This is a genomic window from Bradyrhizobium sp. CCBAU 11386, from assembly GCF_028128955.1.
Lineage (GTDB): Bacteria > Pseudomonadota > Alphaproteobacteria > Rhizobiales > Xanthobacteraceae > Bradyrhizobium.
The window spans coordinates 1-21,613 of sequence record NZ_LBKA01000235.1; the positions used below are offsets into that span (position 1 = coordinate 1).

General features: G+C 64.7%; 22 protein-coding genes. 3 read left to right on the forward strand and 19 right to left on the reverse strand.

Annotated features, from left to right (window positions below; genetic code table 11):
• From XI09_RS23930 to XI09_RS23980, 11 genes are all read right to left on the reverse strand, one after another.
• Positions 1–387 (reverse strand): biotin/lipoyl-containing protein (locus XI09_RS23930; protein ID WP_271569047.1); only part of this gene is annotated, 387 nt, incomplete at its 3' end.
• 62 nt (positions 388–449) lie between these two features.
• The gene (locus tag XI09_RS23935) at positions 450–902 is read right to left on the reverse strand and encodes a nucleoside deaminase (RefSeq protein ID WP_271569048.1); all 453 of its coding nucleotides are present in this window, start codon (positions 900–902) and stop codon (positions 450–452) included.
• Positions 903–904: 2 nt separating this feature from the next.
• Positions 905–1,207 (reverse strand): DUF5076 domain-containing protein, encoded by a 303-nt coding sequence (locus XI09_RS23940; RefSeq protein WP_092181243.1) that lies wholly within the window; start codon positions 1,205–1,207, stop codon positions 905–907.
• Positions 1,208–1,210: 3 nt separating this feature from the next.
• Entirely contained in the window at positions 1,211–2,599 is a 1,389-nt protein-coding gene (locus XI09_RS23945; RefSeq protein ID WP_271569049.1) for a pyruvate dehydrogenase complex E1 component subunit beta, read from the reverse strand.
• Positions 2,600–2,628: 29 nt separating this feature from the next.
• Complete coding sequence (gene pdhA / locus XI09_RS23950) at positions 2,629–3,651, reverse strand: pyruvate dehydrogenase (acetyl-transferring) E1 component subunit alpha (RefSeq protein ID WP_027548265.1); 1,023 nt, start codon at positions 3,649–3,651, stop codon at positions 2,629–2,631.
• A gap of 225 nt (positions 3,652–3,876) precedes the next feature.
• The gene (gene adh / locus XI09_RS23955; RefSeq protein WP_271569050.1) at positions 3,877–5,394 is read right to left on the reverse strand and encodes an aldehyde dehydrogenase; all 1,518 of its coding nucleotides are present in this window, start codon (positions 5,392–5,394) and stop codon (positions 3,877–3,879) included.
• Positions 5,395–5,709: 315 nt separating this feature from the next.
• Positions 5,710–6,669: a helix-turn-helix domain-containing protein gene (locus XI09_RS23960; RefSeq protein WP_271569051.1), complete on the reverse strand. Its 960-nt coding sequence runs from the start codon at positions 6,667–6,669 to the stop codon at positions 5,710–5,712.
• Between the two features lie 218 nt (positions 6,670–6,887).
• Positions 6,888–7,205 (reverse strand): FtsB family cell division protein, encoded by a 318-nt coding sequence (locus XI09_RS23965; RefSeq protein ID WP_271569052.1) that lies wholly within the window; start codon positions 7,203–7,205, stop codon positions 6,888–6,890.
• A 123-nt stretch (positions 7,206–7,328) separates the two neighbouring features.
• On the reverse strand, positions 7,329–7,880 hold the full coding sequence (locus tag XI09_RS23970; protein ID WP_271569053.1) for an NADPH-dependent FMN reductase: 552 nt from the start codon (positions 7,878–7,880) through the stop codon (positions 7,329–7,331).
• Positions 7,881–8,054: 174 nt separating this feature from the next.
• Complete coding sequence (locus XI09_RS23975; protein WP_271569054.1) at positions 8,055–9,053, reverse strand: MBL fold metallo-hydrolase; 999 nt, start codon at positions 9,051–9,053, stop codon at positions 8,055–8,057.
• 110 nt (positions 9,054–9,163) lie between these two features.
• The gene (locus XI09_RS23980) at positions 9,164–10,144 is read right to left on the reverse strand and encodes an AraC family transcriptional regulator (RefSeq protein WP_271569055.1); all 981 of its coding nucleotides are present in this window, start codon (positions 10,142–10,144) and stop codon (positions 9,164–9,166) included.
• Positions 10,145–10,242: 98 nt separating this feature from the next.
• On the opposite strand from XI09_RS23980, the gene XI09_RS23985 reads away from it, so the two are divergent.
• On the forward strand, positions 10,243–10,980 hold the full coding sequence (locus XI09_RS23985) for an SDR family oxidoreductase (protein ID WP_271569056.1): 738 nt from the start codon (positions 10,243–10,245) through the stop codon (positions 10,978–10,980).
• Positions 10,981–11,009: 29 nt separating this feature from the next.
• On the opposite strand, the gene XI09_RS23990 is transcribed toward XI09_RS23985, so the two are convergent.
• Positions 11,010–12,146, reverse strand: coding sequence for a zinc-binding dehydrogenase (locus XI09_RS23990; RefSeq protein WP_271569057.1), 1,137 nt, complete (start codon positions 12,144–12,146; stop codon positions 11,010–11,012).
• 33 nt (positions 12,147–12,179) lie between these two features.
• Positions 12,180–13,463 (reverse strand): phosphopyruvate hydratase, encoded by a 1,284-nt coding sequence (gene eno / locus XI09_RS23995; RefSeq protein ID WP_271569058.1) that lies wholly within the window; start codon positions 13,461–13,463, stop codon positions 12,180–12,182.
• Between the two features lie 177 nt (positions 13,464–13,640).
• Here eno and XI09_RS24000 point away from each other — a divergent pair, with 177 nt between their 5' ends.
• Together XI09_RS24000 and queF are read left to right on the forward strand one after the other, a co-directional pair.
• Positions 13,641–14,618, forward strand: a complete 978-nt coding sequence (locus tag XI09_RS24000; RefSeq protein WP_271569059.1) for a Vgb family protein — start codon at positions 13,641–13,643, stop codon at positions 14,616–14,618.
• Between the two features lie 51 nt (positions 14,619–14,669).
• Positions 14,670–15,122, forward strand: coding sequence for a preQ(1) synthase (queF, locus tag XI09_RS24005; RefSeq protein WP_038967228.1), 453 nt, complete (start codon positions 14,670–14,672; stop codon positions 15,120–15,122).
• 154 nt (positions 15,123–15,276) lie between these two features.
• Here the strand turns inward: queF and XI09_RS24010 are convergent, their stop codons facing one another.
• The 6 genes from XI09_RS24010 to XI09_RS24035 all read right to left on the reverse strand — a co-directional run bounded on the left by XI09_RS24010 (position 15,277) and on the right by XI09_RS24035 (position 21,548).
• Positions 15,277–16,509: an HlyD family secretion protein gene (locus XI09_RS24010; RefSeq protein ID WP_271569060.1), complete on the reverse strand. Its 1,233-nt coding sequence runs from the start codon at positions 16,507–16,509 to the stop codon at positions 15,277–15,279.
• Positions 16,502–16,957: a hypothetical protein gene (locus tag XI09_RS24015; protein ID WP_271569061.1), complete on the reverse strand. Its 456-nt coding sequence runs from the start codon at positions 16,955–16,957 to the stop codon at positions 16,502–16,504. The genes XI09_RS24010 and XI09_RS24015 overlap by 8 nt, the downstream gene beginning before the upstream one ends.
• Before the next feature lie 114 nt (positions 16,958–17,071).
• A complete protein-coding gene (gene glsA, locus XI09_RS24020) occupies positions 17,072–18,946 on the reverse strand; it encodes a glutaminase A (protein ID WP_271569062.1) in 1,875 nt (624 codons plus the stop codon).
• A 106-nt stretch (positions 18,947–19,052) separates the two neighbouring features.
• On the reverse strand, positions 19,053–20,258 hold the full coding sequence (locus XI09_RS24025; RefSeq protein WP_271569063.1) for an MFS transporter: 1,206 nt from the start codon (positions 20,256–20,258) through the stop codon (positions 19,053–19,055).
• Entirely contained in the window at positions 20,258–21,106 is an 849-nt protein-coding gene (gene kdsA, locus XI09_RS24030) for a 3-deoxy-8-phosphooctulonate synthase (protein ID WP_271569064.1), read from the reverse strand. The genes XI09_RS24025 and kdsA overlap by 1 nt, the downstream gene beginning before the upstream one ends.
• Positions 21,107–21,221: 115 nt before the next feature.
• The gene (locus XI09_RS24035) at positions 21,222–21,548 is read right to left on the reverse strand and encodes an NIPSNAP family protein (protein WP_027545839.1); all 327 of its coding nucleotides are present in this window, start codon (positions 21,546–21,548) and stop codon (positions 21,222–21,224) included.
• Positions 21,549–21,613 lie beyond the last annotated feature (65 nt).

Below are 21,613 nucleotides of genomic sequence, written 5' to 3' on the forward strand. Positions count from 1 at the left end.
CGGCGCAGGTGCGGCGGCGGGCGGCGGCGCCGCCTTGGGCGCGGCAGGCGCCGGCGCAGCAGCGGGAGCCTCAGCCGCCTTCTCGGCCTTGGGCGGCGCAGCCGACGCACTGGGCTTGGCGGCACCTGCGGCCTTCACGTCCTCGCCCTCCCCGGCCAGCACGGCGATCACGTCATTAACCGGGACGTCCTGCGTGCCTTCGGGCACCAGGATCTTGGCGATCGTGCCCTCGTCGATGGCCTCGACCTCCATGGTCGCCTTGTCGGTCTCGATCTCGGCGATGACATCGCCGGATTTGACCTTGTCGCCTTCCTTCTTCAGCCACTTGGCGAGGTTGCCCTTCTCCATCGTCGGCGAGAGAGCGGGCATCAGGATGTTGATGGGCATGCTGACCTCAAGAAGAACTTTTCAAAACGTCGTCTCCGACAGCGAAGACGAACAGACCAGGTTTAGTTGCCGATGTCGCCTTGCCACAGGCGCTCATTGGCCGGGATAGATCGCCAATTCTTCATCATGGTGATGGAGCGGTCGTCGGCAAGGTCGATCCAGGGGATGCCGAACTTGTCGAGAATGTCCTTCGAGCCCGGGAAGGTGACGGATTCGCCGATCACCACCAGTTGGACCTTGAACAGAGCGAGCGCGCCGGCACACATCGAGCATGGCGACAGCGTGGTGTACATGACGGTGTCGTGGAACGACATCACGCCGGCCTCGCGCAGACAGCTCATCTCGCCATGCAGGATGACGTTGTTCTCCTGCACACGGTTGTTGTGGCCGCGGGCGATGATCTTGCCCTCGCGCGTCAGCACAGCGCCGATCGGCAGGCCTCCCTGCGCGATCGAGGCCTCCGCCTCGCGGATCGCCTCCAGCATGAAATCGAAGTGATAGGATTCGATCGCCACTGTCAGTGCCCCTTCCCGCGCGGCGTCGTGGTGCCGGTGTCTGTAGGACGCTCGATCTCGGCCTGGAACATCTCGAGGATCCGGTTCAGGGCGTCCTCCTCGGTATATTCGCTCTCGCGCGCATAGGCGCGCGCGGCGTGACGGGCAAGATCGACGAGCAAGAGGCCCCACATGTCGGGTTCCTCGAAGGCACGCTGGAACGCCATCGACAGCCCGCCGTCCAGCACGAACACGCGCAGGATCTCGACCGCGTCCTCGCGGGTCATGACGTCGGGTGGCAGTGGCTGCTCCTTCGGGCCCGCCATGGTCTACCTGTAGCAGACGGCTTTGGCGGCCTCGACGACTTCCGCCGCCGAAGGCAGCGCGAGCTTCTCCAGATTCGCGGCATAAGGCATCGGCACGTCCTTGCCGGAGACGCGCGCAACAGGCGCATCCAGATAGTCGAACGCGTTCTCCATGATCCGCGCGGCGATCTCGGCGCCGACGCCGCTCTGGGCCCAGCCCTCTTCCACCGTGACCGCGCGCCCCGTCTTCTTGACCGAGTTGACGATGGTCTCGGTGTCCATCGGCCGCAGCGTGCGCAGGTCGATCACCTCGGCCTCGATGCCGTCCTTGGCGAGCTCGTCGGCCGCCTTCAGCGCATAGGTCATGCCGTTCGACCAGGAGATGATGGTGACATGGCTGCCGGACCGCACGATGCGCGCCTTGCCGATCGGAATCACGAAGTCGTCGAGCTTGGGCACTTCGCCGGTGTGGCCGTACAGCACCTCGTTCTCGAGGAAGATCACGGGATTGGGATCGCGGATCGCGGCCTTGAGCAGGCCCTTGTAATCCGCGGCCGAGAACGGCGCGACGACCTTGAGACCCGGGACGTTCGAATACCAGGACGAGTAGTCCTGGCTGTGCTGGGCGGCGACGCGCGCGGCGGCGCCATTGGGCCCGCGGAACACGATCGAGCAGCCCATCTGGCCGCCGGACATGTACAGCGTCTTGGCCGCGGAGTTGATGATCTGGTCGATCGCCTGCATGGCGAAGTTGAAGGTCATGAACTCGACGACCGGCTTCAACCCGGTCATCGCGGCACCGACGCCGATGCCGGCAAAGCCGTGCTCGGTGATCGGCGTGTCGATCACGCGCTTGGCGCCGAATTCCTGGAGCAGGCCCTGGGTGACCTTGTAGGCGCCCTGATACTCGGCAACCTCTTCGCCCATCACGAAGACGTCGGCGTCACGGCGCATCTCCTCGGCCATGGCATCGCGCAGCGCTTCGCGGATGGTCTGCGTCACCATCTCGGTGCCGGCGGGCACTTCCGGATCGGGCTCGGCGACAGCTTGCGGTGCGGGCGCAGCCTTGGGTGCCGGTGCCTCGGCCTTTGTGGCCGCAGGCGGAGCGGATTCGGCGGCCTTCTCCTGCTTGGCGGGCGCAGGCGCCTTGGCGAGATCAGCGACGCTCTCACCGTCGGCAAGAATCGTCGCGATCGGCGTGTTGACGGCGACGTCGGCGGTGCCCTCGGGGATCAGGATCTTGCCGAGCGTGCCCTCGTCGGTCGCCTCGACCTCCATGGTCGCCTTGTCGGTCTCGATCTCGGCGATGACATCGCCGGACTTGATCGTCTCACCCTCTTTTTTCAGCCATTTGGCGAGGTTGCCCTTCTCCATCGTGGGCGACAACGCGGGCATCAGCACTTGAATTGGCATATCGACTCCAAAAGAAAGCTTGCGCGCGTTCAGCGGTAAATGTCGGTCCAGAGCTCGGCGGCATCCGGCTCGGGATCATGCTGGGCGAAATCGGCGGACGCGTTGACGATGTCGCGCACCTCGGCGTCGATCGCCTTGAGGTCGGCCTCGCTCACCTTGGCGGCCAGCAGGCGGTTGCGGACCTGCTCGATCGGGTCCTGGTCGTGGCGGACCTTTTCGACCTCCTCGCGCGTGCGGTATTTTGCAGGATCGGACATCGAGTGGCCGCGATAGCGGTAGGTCTGCATTTCAAGGATGAAGGGGCCCTTGCCGGCGCGGCACCACGCGGCCGCCTCGTCGCCGGCGGCCTTCACGGCGCGGACGTCCATGCCGTCGACCTGTTGGCCGGGGATGTTGAACGACGCGCCGCGCTTGGAGAAGTCCTGCTGCGCCGAAGCGCGCGAGACCGCGGTGCCCATGGCATAGCGGTTGTTCTCGATGACGTAGATCACCGGCAGCTTCCAGAGCTCCGCCATGTTGAAGCTCTCATAGACCTGGCCCTGGTTGGCGGCACCGTCGCCGAAATAGGTGACGCTGACATTGCCGTTGCCGCGATAGTTGTTGGCGAAGGCCAGACCGGTGCCGAGCGAGACCTGGGCGCCGACGATGCCGTGGCCGCCGTAAAAGTGCTTCTCCTTGCTGAACATGTGCATGGAGCCGCCCTTGCCCTTGGAATAGCCACCGCGCCGGCCGGTGAGCTCGGCCATGACGCCATTGGCCTCCATGCCGGTGGCAAGCATGTGACCGTGATCGCGATAGCCGGTAATGACCTGATCGCCCTCTTTCAGGGCCATCTGCATGCCGACCACCACGGCCTCCTGGCCGATATAGAGGTGGCAGAAGCCGCCGATCGCGCCCATGCCGTAGAGCTGGCCGGCCTTTTCCTCGAATCGCCGGATCAGGAGCATGTCGCGGAGCGCCTTCAGCTCCTGCTCCCTGGTGAATTCCGGGGGCGAACCGCCGTTGGTCTTGTCCTGTGGAGCGCTTGCGGCGGCTTTCTTGGGTGCGGCCATGGGAATTCCGGGTCAGAGAAAACTTTCGTCCTCTCTAACCCAAGTCAAACACCCTTGGAAAGCACCGCGGCGGCATGGCACGACTTTCATTATGCCGCACTGCAACGTGGTCGAAATATTGGAAAATCTTTGGCGCTGATCAGGCAACAAATCTAACGCTGCGCCGGCCGGGTCCCGTTTGCCGGAACGAGCGGCGCCAAAACCGCGCCGCCCGCTCCTGTCCGATCAGAAGAAGCCGAGCTTCTTCGGGCTGTAGCTGACCAGGAGATTCTTGGTCTGCTGGTAGTGATCGAGCATCATCTTGTGGGTCTCGCGACCGACGCCCGACTGCTTGTAGCCGCCGAACGCCGCATGCGCGGGATAGGCATGGTAGCAATTGGTCCAGACCCGGCCGGCCTGGATCGCCCGGCCGAAGCGGTAGCAGCGGTTGGCATCGCGGCTCCAGACACCGGCGCCGAGACCATAGAGCGTGTCGTTGGCGATCGCGAGCGCTTCGTCATCGGTCTTGAAGGTCGTGACCGAGACGACGGGGCCAAAGATCTCCTCCTGGAAGATTCGCATCTTGTTGTGGCCCTCGAACACCGTCGGCTGGACGTAGAAGCCGCCGGAAAGATCGCCGCCGAGATCCGCACGTCCGCCGCCGGCCAGCACCTTGGCACCCTCCTGCTTGCCGATGTCGATATAGGAGAGGATCTTGGCGAGCTGCTCGCCCGAGGCCTGCGCGCCGATCATGGTGTCGGCCGCACGCGGGTCGCCCTGCTTGATCGCGGCGACGCGCTTCAGCGCCCGCTCCATGAAGCGATCGTAGATGTCGGCGTGAACCAACGCGCGGCTCGGACAGGTGCAGACCTCGCCCTGGTTCAGCGCGAACATGACGAAGCCTTCGATCGCCTTGTCGAAGAAGTCGTCGTCCTCGGCGGTGACGTCCTTGAAGAAGATGTTCGGCGACTTGCCGCCGAGCTCCAGCGTGACCGGGATCAGGTTCTGGCTGGCATATTGCATGATCAGCCGGCCCGTCGTGGTCTCGCCGGTGAAGGCGATCTTGGCGATGCGCGGGCTCGAGGCCAGCGGCTTGCCGGCTTCGAGGCCAAAGCCGTTGACGATATTGAGGACGCCGGGCGGCAGCAGGTCGCCGATGATCTCGGCCCAGACCATGATCGAGGCCGGGGTCTGCTCCGCGGGCTTGAGCACGACGCAATTGCCGGCGGCGAGCGCAGGGGCGAGCTTCCAGCAGGCCATCAGCAGCGGGAAGTTCCAGGGAATGATCTGGCCGACGACGCCGAGCGGCTCGTGGAAATGATAGGCGATGGTGTCGTGGTCGATCTCGCCGATCGAGCCCTCCTGGGCGCGGACGACGCCGGCGAAATAGCGGAAGTGATCGATGGCGAGCGGGATGTCGGCCGCGCGGGTCTCGCGGATCGGCTTGCCGTTGTCCCAGGTCTCGGCGATCGCGAGGCGCTCGAGATTCTCTTCCATGCGATCGGCGATCTTGTTCAGGATCGCGGCACGCTCGGCGACGCTGGTGCGGCCCCAGGCGGCCTTGGCGGCATGCGCCGCGTCGAGGGCGGCTTCGACATCCTGCGCGTCGGAGCGCGCGATCTTGCAGACGATCTGTCCGTTCACCGGCGAGGCATTGTCGAAATACTTGCCGGAGATCGGCGCAACGAACTTGCCGCCGATGAAGTTGTCATAGCGTTCGGCGAAGGGAACTTTGGTGACGCTGAGGAATTCCACCTTGTTCATTGATCACTCCCGATGTTTGCTGTTTGTGCAATTCGTCGCGTGGTCGCGACTTGCGCCGACGATGTATCGGAGGGTGTTTGCTGTCAGCCCGGGCGGGAGCGATGGAGGAGCGGACCTGTCGCAGTTCTGCGACAGTCGCAGGCGAGGCAAGGGCTAGAATGGACGCTCGCGGCTTCCACACCGTCATAGCGAGCGGAGCGAAGCAGTCCAGAGTCCCTCTGTGGAAAGATTCTGGATTGCTGCGCGGAGCCTGTCATCGGGCCGCGCTTTGCGCGGACCCGTTGGCTCGCAATGACGACTGGGAAACAGCAGCCCTCAGTGGTTCAGCTCGAACCGCTTCAGCTTCCTGTGCAGCGTGGCGCGGCTGACGCCGAGGGCCTTGGCGGCCGCCGAAACATTGCCGTCCGCGCGCAGCAGCGCCCGCTGCAACACCGCACGCTGACCGCCAGCGAGGTGGTCGCGCGCCGTATCGCCGCCGAGAAGATCGGCCGCGGGCACGGGCCGCAACGCCCGGCCGGGCGCGAGCCCCAGCCCCACCCGGGCGGAGCGGGTCGCGCCGATCACGAGGTCGTCCGCATCGACCGCGACGAGGCCGCCGCACTGGCCGTCCGCAGCTTGCGTCAGCACGATGCGGGCACGGGCGAAAGCCCGGCGGAACAAGTCGGCCTCGATGCGCCTTGCCGCCTCGCCCGCCGCAAGCGCGATCAGATTGGAAAACGCGTCGGTCCGGTCGGCGCGGCAGGAGGAGACGTCGAGCACGCCGGCAAACGCCGCCTCGTGGTCGTAGATCGGAACGGCGGTGCAGCTCAACAGCGTGTTGCGCGTGAAGAAGTGCTGGTCGCGATCGATCGTCAGCGGCCGCTGTTCGACGACGCAGGTGCCGATGCCATTGGTGCCCTCGTGCTCCTCGCTCCAGAGCGCGCCGGTCCACAGGCCCCAGGATTGAAAGGTGGTGTCGTCCGCCGGCGTGCCGCGACGATCGACCGGCACCCCCTCGCCGTCGGCCAGCAGCACGCAGCAGCCGGCGGCGCCAACCGCCTGGTAGAGCCGGTCCATCGCGCCTTGCGCAGCGGCGAGCAGCGGCGCGATACGCTCGCGCGCCTCGCGGAGTTCCGCGTCGGTCAGCCGCTGGGGCAGGCCCCGGCCGGAGGGGTCGAGATGATGCAGTCGGGACGAACGGCGCCAGGAGGCCACGAGCGCGGACCGAGCCGCCTGGCCTGATGCAATAGCGGCTTCGACACGAGCCGCGTGATGCTGGGGCATTGACCCATTCATCACCGTTTCCTCCGGGTGGCAATTTACGACGTGCCGGCGTGGCCTGATTGATCTCTGTCAATCTTGGGGAGCAGTGCGCCGCACAAGCCATGCCCTCGTCGGCGCCGCTGCGTCAAGGCGGCAAAGCGATTGCGGTCTTGCGACTTTTGGCGTGATGGAGAAGGAGGCAGCCGGGTTCGGGCCGGCTTTCGATATCAGTTTCGAAACCCGCGCAAGCGCTAGTTCGGCGGGATCATCCGAACGAGATCGCGCGGATTGACGTAATCGAGCTGGAAGCGCGCCCGCTCGTCCAGCATGTCGGGATCGATCCTCGCGGAACGCAGCAGCGAGACGCGCTGCTCGCTCCTGGCGCGCTCACGCTTGAGCTGGGCCAGCTCGCTCGTGAGCGAGATGATCTCCTGGTCGAGTTCCTGGCGGGCGTTGAGGCCGTATTTGCCGGTATAGGCGTTGACGCCGAAATAGCCGACGATGGCGACCGCCATCGCGTAGAGGGCGAGACCGGTCAGGATCGATTTGAGGCGCGCGCGGGAGACCATCTTCGGAAGATGGGGGAGTTTGGTTAAGGGAGCGCTAATATGCCCTGCCCGCGCCACCAATCGTCATCGTCATGCCCGGTCTTGTTGTCTAAGCCCGGACATGACGAAGAACTGGCGTTGGCCTCAGCCGTGATGCTTGGCCACGTGTGCGGCGAAGGCGTCGATATAGGCCTGGAGCACGGTCTTGAGCGAGTCCTTGGCCAGGTTACCCTCCGAATCGAAGGCGTCGCCAACCGCGTTCAGGTAGATCTCGGGCTGCTGCATGATCGGGCCGGCAATGCCCGGCAGGATGTTCTGGAGCGTCTTGGCCGCGCTGACGCCGCCGAGCGGACCTGGCGAGTTCGAGATGATGCCGACCGGCTTGCCGTTGAACGAGCTCTTGCCATAGGGGCGCGAGGCGACGTCGATGGCGTTCTTCAGGGCACCCGGAATCGCGCGATTGTATTCGGGGGTGACGAACAGGACGCCGTCCGACTTCTGGAGCTTTTCGCGGAAGGCCAGCCAGTCCGCGGGCGGCGCGCCCTCGAGGTCCTGGTTGAAGAAGGAGATGCCCGCCGGCGTGACGACCTCGAGCTTGAGCGAGGCCGGCGCGAGCTTGGCGAGCGCATTGGCGATCTTCAGCGAAAAACTGTCCTTGCGCAGGCTGCCGGCGATCACGACGATATTATAGGCCATGGAGTGTCCTCAGAACTTGAGCGGGAGTGCCGGACGGCACTTAAGCGATCCGGACCAATGGATGCAAGTGCATGAACCGGTTCGATTTGGAAACATTGAGTTTCCGAAACCGTTGTCCAAAACGATCAGGCCGCCAAGCGGCGGCCCGATCTTTCGCACAAACGTCCGGCCCGATCAGATCGTCGGATTCCAGGCCGACGGGATCAGGCGATATTTGGCGCCGTCCTTCTCGACATGGCCGACCGAGGGGAAGGTGAAGTGGAAGCCGATCACGGTCGCCTTCTCGGCCGCCGCCATGTCGTAGAATTTGTGGCGCGTCTCCTGCGCCATCGCGGCGTCGTTGTCGAACATCACGTGCCAGTCCGGATTGCGCAGGAAGAACTCCGGAATGTTGGTGACATCGGACTGGATCAGCACCTTGGCATCGCCGGACGCGACCGCAAACGAGGTGTGGCCGGGCGTATGGCCGGGCGTCGCGATCGAGGTGATACCGGGCGCGACCTCCTTGCCCCACTCGTACTTGGTGACTTTGGATTCGAGGCCGGCGAAGGTCTTCTTCACGTTGGCGAAGTAGTTCTTCATCATCGCATTGGACTCGGCCTTGGCGGCGTTGTCCTCGCTGGTCCAGAACTCCCAGTCCTTGCCCGGCACCATGATCTCCGCATTCGGGAAGGCGAGCGCGCCGTCGGCGAGGCGAATGCCGTTGGTGTGGTCGGGATGCAGATGCGAGAGCAGCACGACGTCGATGCTCTTGGGATCGACGCCGGCGGCCGCGAGGTTTTGCAGGGTGCGGCCGACCGCGCCCTTGCTCGGCTCGAGATTGGCGACGCCGTTGCCGGTATCGATCAGGACGAGCTTTGAGCCGGTGTTGATGAGCTGCGGATTGAACGGCACCGTAACCATGCCCTTCGGCATGTAGGCGGCCTCGCCCGCGGCCAGCGCCTCGTCCTTGGGCGCGTTGACGACGAACTTGTCCGGCATCGGGAAGGTGCGCGCGCCGTCATTGATCGAGGTGCACTCGAAGCTGCCGACCTTGTAGCGATAGAAGCCGGGCGCCTGCGTCCCGCTTTGTGGCACTGAGGCATTGGCAACGGTCGGTCGAAGTCCGGTGGCGGCAGCCGCACCGATGGCGGCTGCGCCTGCGAGCAGATGACGGCGATTGAGATCGGTCATGGAGAAGTCCCCTTCTGAGCCCTTGCGGTTTTCCGCTTTCAATGGCGGCGGAATAATCTCCCGCTTCGTTCAGAAGGCAAGACCTTCCTTCGGTGAAGTGCCGTCGCAGATCACGACAATTTATTTGGGGCGTTGGGGAATTTTTCGCCCGTGGCCTGTCCGCGCCAGTACCGCTTCGGTGCATGGCCGTAGACTCGCTTGAAGGCATGTCCGAAGGCACTCTCCGACGAGTATCCAAGCTGCGCGGCCGTTGCCGAAACGGTCGCTCCACGTCGCAGCTGATCGCGTGCAAGTCGCATTCGCCATCGAAGCAGGTAGTCGAGCGGCGCCAACCCCACAAGCGACTTAAACCGCTTCGAAAACGCGGATCGCGACATGGCGATCGCTTCGGACAATGCTTCCAGGGTCCAAGGGTGAGCGGCGTCTTCGTGCATCAGCCTGATGGCCTTGCCGATCCTGGCATCGACCAGCGCGTTGATCCATCCAAGACCCTCGCCGGCACTCTGATCCAGCGCCGCGCGGAGCACCTGGACGAGCAGGACGTCGGCAAGCCTGTCGGTGAGTACGGCGGCTCCGATTCCCGTCCCCCTGATTTCAAGGTCGAGAATCCCAAGCGTGGAATGAATGATGGGGGCCGACGGACTGCGCGACGGTATGAGCAGAAAGCGAGGAAGCGCATCGAGCAGCAATCCGGCGTCCGACGCTTCGAAACCGAAACTGCCGGCAAGCAGAACGGTATCGCTGCCCGCGTGACGCGCGACATCCGACTGCGTCCAATCGAACGCCGCTATACCGTCATCGGGAGCAAGGCGTCGGTCGTTGGCCAGAACATAGGCTGGCGCATTGGCCAGAAGAAAGCAGTCGCCGGTGACAAGCCGATGATGGGCTTCGTCACCGAAATCGATCCAGCAATCACCTCGGATGACCGCGCCGAACTTCAGGGCGGGTTTGGCCGGGAACCGATACGACCAATTGCCGCCCGCCTCGAACCTCGTGCAACGCGCAGCGCGAACGTTCAGGAGCGAGAAGACCTGAGACAGCGGGTCCGAGGTGTTGCCCGAGGTCTCGTGCCTATCCGAGGGTCTGTCCAAGGCTTGATCCGATCTCGACGATTTTCGAGCACTTCGAGCATAGATCATCCTCGCTTCCGATGCGAAGTTCATCTCGCAACGAACTGCATGGAACATCTATGACGGGCATCGCAGGCAAAGTCATCGCCATCACGGGCGCCAGCAGCGGAATAGGCGCAGCCGCCGCCCGGCATCTCGCGGAACGTGGCGCCATCGTGGTCCTCGGCGCACGGCGCGCCGACAGGCTGGAGATGCTGGCCGCGAGCATCGCGTCAAAGGGCGGACAGGCGTCGTACCTCGTCACCGACGTCAGGCAACGCGAGGATGTCGCCGGGCTCGTCCGACTCGCAACAGACCGATACGGGAAGTTGGACGTTATGATCAACAATGCGGGGATTGCTCCGATTTCGCGCTTGGACGATCTGAGGGTCGACGACTGGGACGACATGATCGACGTGAACGTGAAGGGCGTGCTCTACGGGATCGCCGCGGCCCTGCCCGTCTTTCGTCGTCAGGGCTTCGGCCATTTCGTCAACACCCTGTCGACCGCCGGCATCAAGATCGTTCCGACAATGGCCGTCTATGCGGGGTCGAAGAATGCCGTCAGGGCGATTTCCGAAGGGCTTCGTCAGGAGGCCGGCCCGTCGCTTCGGGTGACGACCATCTCACCCGGTTATGTCGACACCGAACTGCCGTCCTCCATGACGGATTCCGCATTACGGGAGCAAGGGCAGGCAAGCATGAAGGCGATGGCCATTCCGGCGAGCGCCATCGCGGAGGCGATGGCCTTCGCGATAGCGCAGCCGGATAGCGTGGACGTCGGCGAGATCGTCATTCGCCCCACGGCCCAGGCATAGATTCGATCAGGCCTGGACGCCGTCGCTCGTCACGACTTATTCGGGTTGATGAGGAATTTTTCGCCGGTGGCCCGTTTGGCGTAGACCGCGATGTTGGCGGGATCGAGCGCCTCGGGAAGCGACACCACCTTGGTGTAGTGGCTGGCGAAGGTGGTCTTCAACTCATTCACGACGCGCTGTCGCAGCCGTCCGATATCGGCCGGACCGATCTTCTGGAGGAACGGGGTCAGCAGCCAACCGCCGACGCCCCAGGCCATGCCGAAGCCGCGCGGCAGTTCGATCGGACGGATATCGAGCGCGCCGTAGACGTAGACCTGCTTGTGCACGCTAGAGCCGTAGCGGCTGTATTCCTTGGCGGTCTTGTTGATCGCGATTTCCATGCAGTTGAGGATGTCGCCGGCGAGCTTGCCGCCGCCGATGGCATCGAACGCGATGGTGGCGCCGGTCTCGACCAGCGCGGCCGTGAGATCGTCGAGGAAGCCCGGCACACTGGAGTCGACGACGTGTTTGGCGCCGATCTTCTTCAGTATCTCCGCCTGCTCCTTGCTGCGCACGATGTTGACGAGCGGAATGCCGTCCTTGATGCAGATCTTGTTCAGCATCTGCCCGAGATTGGAGGCGGCCGCGGTATGCACCAGCGCCTTGTGGCCTTCACGCCGCATGGTCTCGGTCATGCCGAGCGCGGTGAGCGGATTGACGAACCAGGACGCGCCGTCCGCCGCCGTCGTGCCCTCGGGCAGCGGCTGGCAGTCCCTCGCCTTCAGGGTCCGGTATTGCGCGTACATGGCGCCGCCGATCATCGCGACCGTCTTGCCCATCAGCGCCTTCGCAGCGTCCGACGAGCCGGTCTTGATTACGACGCCGGCACCTTCATTGCCGACCGGCAGGGATTGGTCGAGCCGCGCGCCCATTGCGCGCATCGCACCGTCGGGCACCTTTGCGGTGATGACGGGCGCCTCCTTCGTGCCAGACGCCTTGGCCGTGCTCATGTCGGCCGCGCCGACGAGCAGGCCGAGGTCGGACGGGTTGATCGGCGCCGCCTCGACGCGGACGACGACCTCGTCCTCGGCGGGCTCGGGGGTCGGCACGTCGAGAAGCGAGATCTCGAGCTCTCCGCTCTTTTTGATCAGCGAACGCAGTTGCAGTCCGGTCTTGCCGTCGCTCATGTCGAACCTCCCTTGTTTTGTCGAAGCGCCGGCTTATGCCAGCGCCTTCAGAGCCGCCTTGCCGCCATAGAGCGCCTGCTTGCCGAGCTGCTGCTCGATGCGCAGGAGCTGATTGTATTTGGCGGTGCGGTCGGAACGCGCCAGGGAGCCGGTCTTGATCTGACCGCAGTTCGTGGCGACGGCGAGGTCGGCGATGGTGGAATCCTCGGTCTCACCGGAGCGGTGCGACATGACGGAGGTGTAGCCGGCCTTGTGCGCCATCTCGACAGCGGCGAGCGTCTCGGTCAGCGTGCCGATCTGGTTGACCTTGATCAGGATCGAGTTGGCCCGGCCCGCCTTGATGCCTTCGGCGAGGCGCTTGACGTTGGTGACGAAGAGATCGTCGCCGACGAGCTGACACTTCCCGCCGATGAGATCGGTGAGCTCCTTCCAGCCGTCCATGTCGTCTTCCGACATGCCGTCCTCGATGGTCACGATCGGATAACGCGTAACCAGGTCTGCAAGGTACTTGGCCTGCTCGGAGATCGAACGGGTCTTGCCCTCGCCTTCATAGACGTATTTGCCGCCCTTGAAGAACTCGGTCGAGGCGCAGTCGAGGCCGATCACGATGTCGCTGCCCGCCTTGAAGCCGGCATTGCCGATCGCGTTCATGACGAATTCGAGGGCGGCGTCCGCCGACGGCAGGTTCGGGGCAAAGCCGCCCTCGTCGCCGACATTGGTGTTGTGGCCGGCCTTCTTCAGCTCCGACTTCAGCGTGTGGAAAACCTCCGCGCCGTAACGCAGGCCCTCGGCAAAGCTCGACGCGCCGACCGGCAGGATCATGAACTCCTGGAAGTCGATCGGGTTGTCGGCATGCACGCCGCCATTGATGATGTTCATCATCGGCACCGGCAACAGCCGCGCCGAGGTGCCGCCGACGTAACGGTAGAGCGGCATGTCGAGCGAGTTCGCGGCCGCCTTGGCGCAGGCGAGCGAGACGCCGAGGATGGCGTTGGCGCCCAGCCGGCTCTTGTTCGGTGTGCCGTCGAGATCGATCATGATCTGGTCGATCTGGGCCTGCTGCTCGACATCGAGGCCGCTCAAGGCCTCGAAGATCTCGCCGTTGACGGCGCCGACCGCCTTGGTGACGCCCTTGCCGAGATAGCGGGCCTTGTCGCCGTCGCGCAGTTCCACCGCCTCATGGGCGCCGGTGGAGGCGCCTGATGGCACCGCGGCGCGGCCGAGCGCGCCATCTTCCAGCACGACGTCGACCTCGACGGTGGGATTGCCACGGCTGTCGAGGATTTCGCGGCCGATGATGTCGATGATGGCGGTCATGATGTAGCACTTCCGTTCGTTAGGTTTGATCGGTTCGCCGCGGGTCTTACACGGAGCGCAAGCAAATGTGAACGCTTGGACGGCGTGCTTCGACTGACGCGCGAGGCGCCCGAGACTAAGTTTGGCGGCATCTGATCCGCGCGTCCAACCTCAATCTGAAACAGTCGGGGTAACGCCATGAATCGCCGCCAGTTTCTCGGCTCCAGCGCAGCCCTCCTCGCCGTTCGCCCATCTTTTGCGCAGGAGGGCCCGTTCCGGACAAAATATTTCCCCATCAGTGCCGGGATCGGCCTGCACGACCTCGCCCCGGCTCCCGACGGCACGGTCTGGTTCACCGCGCAGGGCAAGGGCATGCTCGGCAGGCTCGATCCGAAGGATGGCACCTTCAAGACCGTCAGCCTCGGCCAGGGCGCCGCGCCGCATGGCGTGACGATCGGCCCCGATGGCGCGCCCTGGATCACCGAGGGTGGCCAGAACGCGATCGCACGGGTGGACCCCAGGGACCTCAAGGTCACGCTGTTCCGCCTGCCCGAAAAATTCGCCTCCGCCAATCTCAATACCGGCGTGTTCGACAAGGAAGGCACCTACTGGTTCACCGGCCAGTCCGGCTATTACGGCCGGCTTGCGCCCAAGTCGGGCGAGATGAGCGTGTTCCGGGCGCCCAAGGGTGTCGGCCCCTACGGCATCGCGGTGACACCCAAGGGCGACGTCTGGTACGCCTCGCTCGCCGGCAGCTATATCGCGAAGATCGATCTTGCGACCGGCAACGCCAATGTGGTCGAGCCGCCAACGCCGAGCCAGGGATCGCGGCGCGTCTGGTCGGATTCGAAGAGCCGGATCTGGGTCAGCGAGTGGAACAGCGGCCATGTGTCGGTGCACGATCCCGCTGACGGTTCCTGGAAGACCTGGAAGCTGCCGGGCGAGCGTCCCCGCGCCTACGCGGTCTATGTCGACGACAAGGACAAGGTCTGGCTGACCGATTTTTCCGCCAATGCCATCGTGCGGTTCGATCCCGCGACCGAGCGGTTCAACGTCTTCGCCAGCGACAAGCCGAACGCCAATGTCCGCCAGCTCGACGGCAGGCCGGGCGAGCTCTGGGGCTGCGAGTCCGGCAACGACCGGATCGTCATGATCCGGACAATCGCGGCCGGTTGACGGCAGCTCCAATTGCGTCCATCCCGGCATCCGCAAAAGGATGTGACGACGATGGCGAAAAAATCCCTCCAGCTCGGCCGCGCAGTCGAATGGCCGCATACACCGGAAGAAGCCCAGCTCGACCGCGTGCCCAATCCGCAAAAGGGCACCGACTATCTGGTGCGCTTCACCGTGCCGGAATTCACCTCGCTCTGCCCGGTCACGGGACAACCGGATTTCGCGCATCTGATGATCGACTACGCACCCGGCCCATGGCTGCTGGAGTCGAAATCGCTGAAACTCTACATCGCGAGCTTCCGCAATCACGGCGCCTTCCACGAGGACTGCACGGTGATGATCGGCAAGCGCATCGCGAGCGAGATCAAGCCGAAATGGCTTCGCATCGGCGGCTACTGGTATCCGCGCGGCGGCATCCCGATCGACGTGTTCTGGCAGACCGGCCGCGTGCCGAAGGGCCTGTGGGTCCCGGAGCAAGGCGTCGCGCCCTATCGCGGCCGGGGCTAGCTGGAGACCAATGGCGATGAAGTCGATACCAGAAAAATTCCGCGGCCTTGCCTTGAACCTTGCCTTGGGCCTTCTGGGCCTCCTGTGGCTGACTGGCGCGTCCGACGCTGCCGAGGTCCGGGTGATGATTTCCGGCGGTCCGACGGCTGGCGGCTCAATGCCCGCTCAGCACCAGCGTCTTGATCGGCAACAGCAGCGCCTGAATCCGCAACAGCATCGCATGCACGAGCCCGGTCGCATCAACGACGTGCAAGCCGAAGCTCTTGAGCGAGCCGAGTTTCCCTGACGCGATCAACTCGTGATTGCTGGTGTAGGCGTTGGCGACACAACTGCTGCCGGGCGTCACGCCCTCCAGTCCGCCATTGTAGATCGGCTCCATGAAAACCAGGATGGTGCCGGGACGCGCGACCTGCTGCGCCTCGATCAGTTGTTCGCCGCCCCTGAACTGCCCCGCCGCGATGTAGTCCTGCACGTTGGTCACCACCATCGGAATGATCGACCACGGCTTGGAGATGCAGGTGGCCTCGGCCACCATTCCGACCTTCATGACCTGAGCCTCGATCTGCCCAAATCCGGCCAACAGCACCCGCCGGCCCGCGCCTTCCGGAATCAGGACGCCGGCCGATCGTATCATTGGATTGACGATATCGCCCGGTCTCAGCGCGAACTGCTCGACCCGTCCGTCGACACCGGCCCGAATGAACGTCTTGTCCAGATCGACCTGCGCTTCCGCCAGCGCCGCCTCTGCGCTGGCCTTCTCCGCCGGGAGCAGAGCGCTCAGCCGGGTCATCGCGGATTGCCTGGAAGCGGTCGCAGCATCGAGAGCGCCCTGGCGCCCCACAGCAACCACTTCGAGTTTTTCGATGTCGCGTTGCGGAACGATGCCGGGGTTGCGCTTCTGCAATTCGCGTTTGGTATCGAGCTCGTCGGTCGCCTGCTGCAAGGAGCCCTTTGCCTCTTGAAGCTGGCCGTCCGCCTTCATGACGTCGGCTTGCGCCGCCAGCATGGCGGCATCGACTTCGGCGATCTTGCGCCTGGCTGTCAGGAGCGAGGCTTCCTGCTTCGCACTGTCGAGTCTGAAAAGGACGTCGCCTCGTTTGACGGACGCACTGACATCGACATGAACCTCCGCGACCCGGCCGGTGACTTCGGGCACGATCGGAACGGTCCGATAGAACAACGTCGCTGACGAGGTCGACGGATGGTAATAGAAGATCATCGTGATCAGCGACACCGTCAGCATCAGGCATGCGATGATGCCAAATCGAAGCTCGAACCAGACCGAATAGAGCGTGATTTCGCGTCCGATGCGCTTTCCCTGCCGATAGCGGCGATAGAGATAGTCCGGAAATATCGTCAGGAGGGAGCAGAGGAGCAGCTCAAGCATGGCCGTGCACCTCGCTCTTGGCGCTCTCGACCTGGGCATCCACGGCTGCCGAGGTTTGCACCGCACCGGCTCCATGCGGCGGCTCGGTCGGGATTTCCTCCGGCACAACTCCAGCCATCTTCTCAACAGATCCGGCAATCTTGCGCAACGGCGTGCTGAAGTCCGGCAGATCGACCATGGCGAGGAACAGGCCGATCACCCAGAACAGATGGTTGTGCGTGAACAGCGACAGCAGGCCAAGCACGGCCACGATTTCAAACTGCAACTTCTGCGACTTGTGGGCCATCCGCTCCGGCAGAGAGTGCAGGTGCAAATAAAGATTCCCGACCGCGAGAACAGCCGCGACGAGAACGATTCCGACGACGACCATCAGGACGTCGGTCTCTCCGGGCGCTGTGATGAAGGAAGGCAGGTGATGGGGGGCAGCGGGATGCAGCGGTTCAGTCACGCGACACTCCCTGAAATTGCATTGGGAGCCGGCAGCTCCGAATTCATTGTTTCACATTGCGGGCGCTTGGCAAGCACAAAGCCGGCGTCGTTCGCTCAAGACACGCTCCCTGCCCTAATAAGCACTCAGCAAATCTACCTTCGCATTCGCGAGCACCAGCCGCCGCGCCAGGATCGCGGCGAGGTTGCGCATGATCTTCAGCGACGTCTCCGGGTGCAGGCGGCGGTAATCGGCAAAGCTGTCGAGCGGCAGTTCGAGACAGGAAACTGGCGTATCGGCAAACACGTCGGCGCTGCGGGTTCTCTCCAGGATCGCCATCTCGCCGAACTCCATGCCGGGACCGAGCGAGGCCAGTCGCACGCCGCTCCGCAGCTTCACGCTGACCATGCCACTCTGGAGGAAGAACAGCGAATTGGCGGGCTCGCCGGCGGCGATGATGCGCTGGCCGGCGGCGTAGTGGCGGGTAGTCGATAGTTTCACGATCGCGGCGATCTCGTCCGCGCCGAGCTCGGCCAGCAGCGCCTGCTCGCCGAGATGCGCGCTCTCCTTCACGTCGGTGAAGCCGCCGAAGCGGTAGATCACCTGGTCCTCGGCCCATTCGATGGCATCGTCGAGCAGCGCGAAGCGGCGCAGCCGGCGCGGATCCCCCATGCGCGCGGAGATCGCGGCCCAGACCGCGGAGGTCTCCTCGAGGCCGGACAGAATCGCGGTGACGCCGGCATTGCCGAGCGCCGTCAGCGTCTCGCCCAGAAGCTCCGCACCGGCCGCGGTGATGTCGGGCACGCGGCGGAAATCGATGATCAACAGCGGCGCGTTCGGCGGCTCGCTGCTCAGTCTTCGGGTGACGTAATCGATGGTGCCGAAATTCAGCGCGCCGACGAGCTCGAGGATGCGGATGTCGCTGTGACGCTCGTCGAGAATCTGCTGCTCGTGCGGCTGGCGGCTGCGGCGCGAGGAGATGCCGTAGACGTCGTAGTCCGCCATGATGCTGGTGCGGACGTCGGCATTGCGGTTGAGCATGTGCAGATCGAACCGCGCCGACAGCGCCTCGCAGACCTTCAGGCCGCGTACGCTGTTGAAATGATTGTCGAGCAGCGGCGAGAAGGTGCCCAGTCCCAGTTGCGAGGGCAGTGCCGCGACGATGCCGCCGCCGACGCCGCTCTTGGCGGGGATGCCGACGCGATACGTCCACTCGCCCGCATAGTCGTACATGCCCGAGCTCGTCATCACCGACAGCGTGCGGGCGACGATGTGCGGCGTGATCACCTGCGCGCCCGTCACCGGATTGATGCCGCGATTGGCGAGGGTTGCCGCCATCACCGCCAGATCGCGCGCCGTCACCAGGATCGCGCATTGGCGGAAATAGACGTCGAGCACTGCGTCGACGTCGTCCGGCAGTACCGCGTAATTGCGGAGCAGCCACGCGATCGCGCGGTTGCGGTTGCCGGTCGCTGTCTCCGAGGCATGCACGGCCTCGTCAACGCCGAGCTCGCGCCCGGCGAACTCGCTGAGTTTTGAGCGGACGCGTTCGAAAGCGCCCTTGCCGTCCACCTCGTAGATCAGGCCCGAGCAGGCAATCGCACCGGCATTGACCATGGGGTTGAAGGGACGGTTGTCGTTGGTGAGCCGGATCGAATTGAAGGCTTCGCCGCTCGGCTCGACGCCGATGGTGGCCGAGACGCGCTCCTCGCCCACCGTCTCCAGCGCCAGCGCGAACACGAAGGCCTTCGAGACCGACTGGATCGTGAACGGCACCGCGCTGTCGCCGACCTCGTAGACATGGCCGTCGATGGTGACGAGCGCGATGCCGAAATGATCGGGGTTGGCGCGCTTCAGCTCGGGAATGTAATCGGCAAGCTCGCCCGAACCGTCGCTCCTGAATTCCTCGTAGCAATCGGTCAGGAAACGCCGCAGTGGCGGCCTGGTGGGATATCCGGCCGGCCGGGTCGCGCCGGCTACGCTGGGCAAACGGTTGGGCTGGGCGTCCACGGTCTCGCACCTCGATTTGCCCAGAATAAAAGCAATTCGTGTGCCATGTATACGGGGTCGACGGTGTCGTGGTGGGGGCGATCCCCCTAAGGAACCGAATAGAGTCTCACCGCGCGTCGGAAGGTGCACGCGGCTTGAGCAACCGGGCGCAGACGATGCCGAGGACCACCATGATCGCGGCGCTCACAAACAGCGTCGGCACCTTGCCGCCGTGCTGGAGGCCGAAGCCGTAGGCGAGCGGCCCGACCGTCTGTCCCATGAAGAAGAAGAACGAGTGCAGGGACAGCGCGGTGGCTCGCGCCTCGACTGAGAGCTCGCTGGCGAACACCTGGAGACAGCCATGGGCGATGTAGAAGCCCCAGCCCATGACGATGAGGTTCAGCGCCTGCACCTCCCAGCGCGGACCGAAGGCCACGGCGACGAGCTGCGAGGCCACCAGCGTCATGCCCGCGATCATCATTCCCTTCATGCCGAGCCACGGCAGCAGGCGCGACACCGTCAGCGTGTAGAACAGGCCGCCCACCGCGAAGCCCGCGATGACGATTCCGGCGATCGAGAGCGAGGTCTGGCCGAGCTCGAACAGGAACGAGGCGATATAGGGAAACAGGCCGAGCACGCAGCAGCCTTCGACGAACACCGCCGAATAGCACACATACGCATTGGGGTTGGTGAAGATGGTGCGATAGCCGGCCTTCAGCGCCGACAGGCTCGTCTTCGGCGGATGCTTGACCTTGGCGCCGCGAAAGCCGGCGGCGACCGCGATCGAGGCAACGATCACGAGCACGCCGAGCACCGCCAGCACGCCGCGCCAGCCGAGGAAGTCGCCGATCAGGCCTGAGGCCGAGGCACCGAGCAGATTGCCGGTCATGGCGCCGGCGAGCGTGCGGCTGATCGCGACCTGCCGCTTCTCCGGACCGACCAGATCGCTGGTCAGGCTGAGCGCCACCGGAAACACGCCGCCCGAGCCGATGCCGGCAAGGATACGGGTCGCAAACAGAACCGAGAACGAGGTCGAGAGCGCGCCGAGAATATTGGCAAGGCCGAGCAGCGCGAGGCAGCCGATCATCAGCCGCGTCTTGCCGAACAGATCGGCGGCCGCGCCGACGATCGGCTGGATGATCGAGAAGGTGAAAGCGAACACCGCGGCAAAGCCGGCGGCGGTCGCGATGCTGACGCCAAAATCCTCGGCGACATGCGGCAGCACCGGATCGAGCGCACGCGCCGACAGCGCCGCGGCGAAGCTCGCGCCGGAGATGACGTAGAGCGCGGCCGGCAGACCGTGATCGTGCGGCCGCGCCTCGCCTTGCTGCATCAGCGCGGGTTCTTTGCGAGCGCGTCGAACGCCATTAGCCTGCGGATCAGGCCTTCGAACTCGCGCAGCGGCACCATGTTGGGGCCGTCGGAAGGCGCGCTATCGGGATCGGGATGGGTCTCGATGAAGACGCCGGCGACACCGACCGCGACCGCCGCCCGCGCCAGTACCGGCACGAATTCGCGCTCGCCGCCGGAGGACGTCCCCTTCCCGCCCGGCTGCTGCACCGAATGGGTGGCGTCGAAGATCACGGGCGCACCGGTGGTGCGCGCCAGGATCGGCAGCGCGCGCATGTCGGAGACCAGCGTGTTGTAGCCAAAGGAGGCGCCGCGCTCGGTGACGAGCACGTTCGGATTGTTCGCGCTCGTGATCTTGGTGACGACGTTCGCCATGTCCCAGGGCGCCAGGAACTGGCCCTTCTTGACGTTGACGACCTTGCCGGTCGCGGCCGCCGCCAGCAGCAGATCGGTCTGCCGGCACAGGAAGGCGGGGATCTGCAGGATGTCCACGGCCTGCGCCACCTCGGCGCATTGCGTGGCCTCGTGCACGTCGGTCAGCACCGGCAGGCCGAGCGAGGAGCGGATCTCGGCGAAGATCGGCAGCGACTGCGCGAGCCCGAGCCCGCGCGCCGCCGACGCACTGGTGCGGTTGGCCTTGTCGAACGAGGTCTTGTAGACGAGACCGATGTTCAGCCGCGCGGCGATCTCCTTCAGCGCGGAGGCCACCTCCAGCGCGTGCTGGCGGCTTTCGAGCTGGCAGGGTCCCGCAATGATCGAGATCGGCAGATCATTGCCGAACTTGACCGTACCAATGGTGACAACCGGCGCCGCTGACGTCGAAGAGCTCAAGGCAAATCCCTCGTTTCCGCGCGACCATAACCGCCATCGGGGTCGGATCAACCCCATTCGGCCCGGGCTGTCAGAATATCAGGGTTGCGCCGAAGTTCCGCGGGCGCCGCCGGCGCTATTTCACCGCCGAGAAAGCGGTCGGCGTCAGGAGCTGGCTGACGATATTGCCGACGATCTGGCCGTCCGCCTCCGACTTCGCCCGCGCCTCGTGCCAGTCCGGATCGGTCACGAACGCGCCCCACTTCTTCTCGCGCTCGGCGAGCGACTCCCAGGCGAGGAAATAGGTCAGCTCCTGGCTGGATTCACCGATCAGCGTGGTGAAGAATCCGGCCTGGCGGATGCCGTGCTTTTCCCAGATCTTCAGCGTCGCCGTCTCGAACCGCTTCAAGAGCGCCGGCAAGCGGCCGGGCACGCAGCGATAGACGCGCATTTCATAGATCATTCTTGCTTCCTCCCCGAACAGATCGGGCGGTTATAACGGCTGGCCATGACCATGTCTTGAGCCCT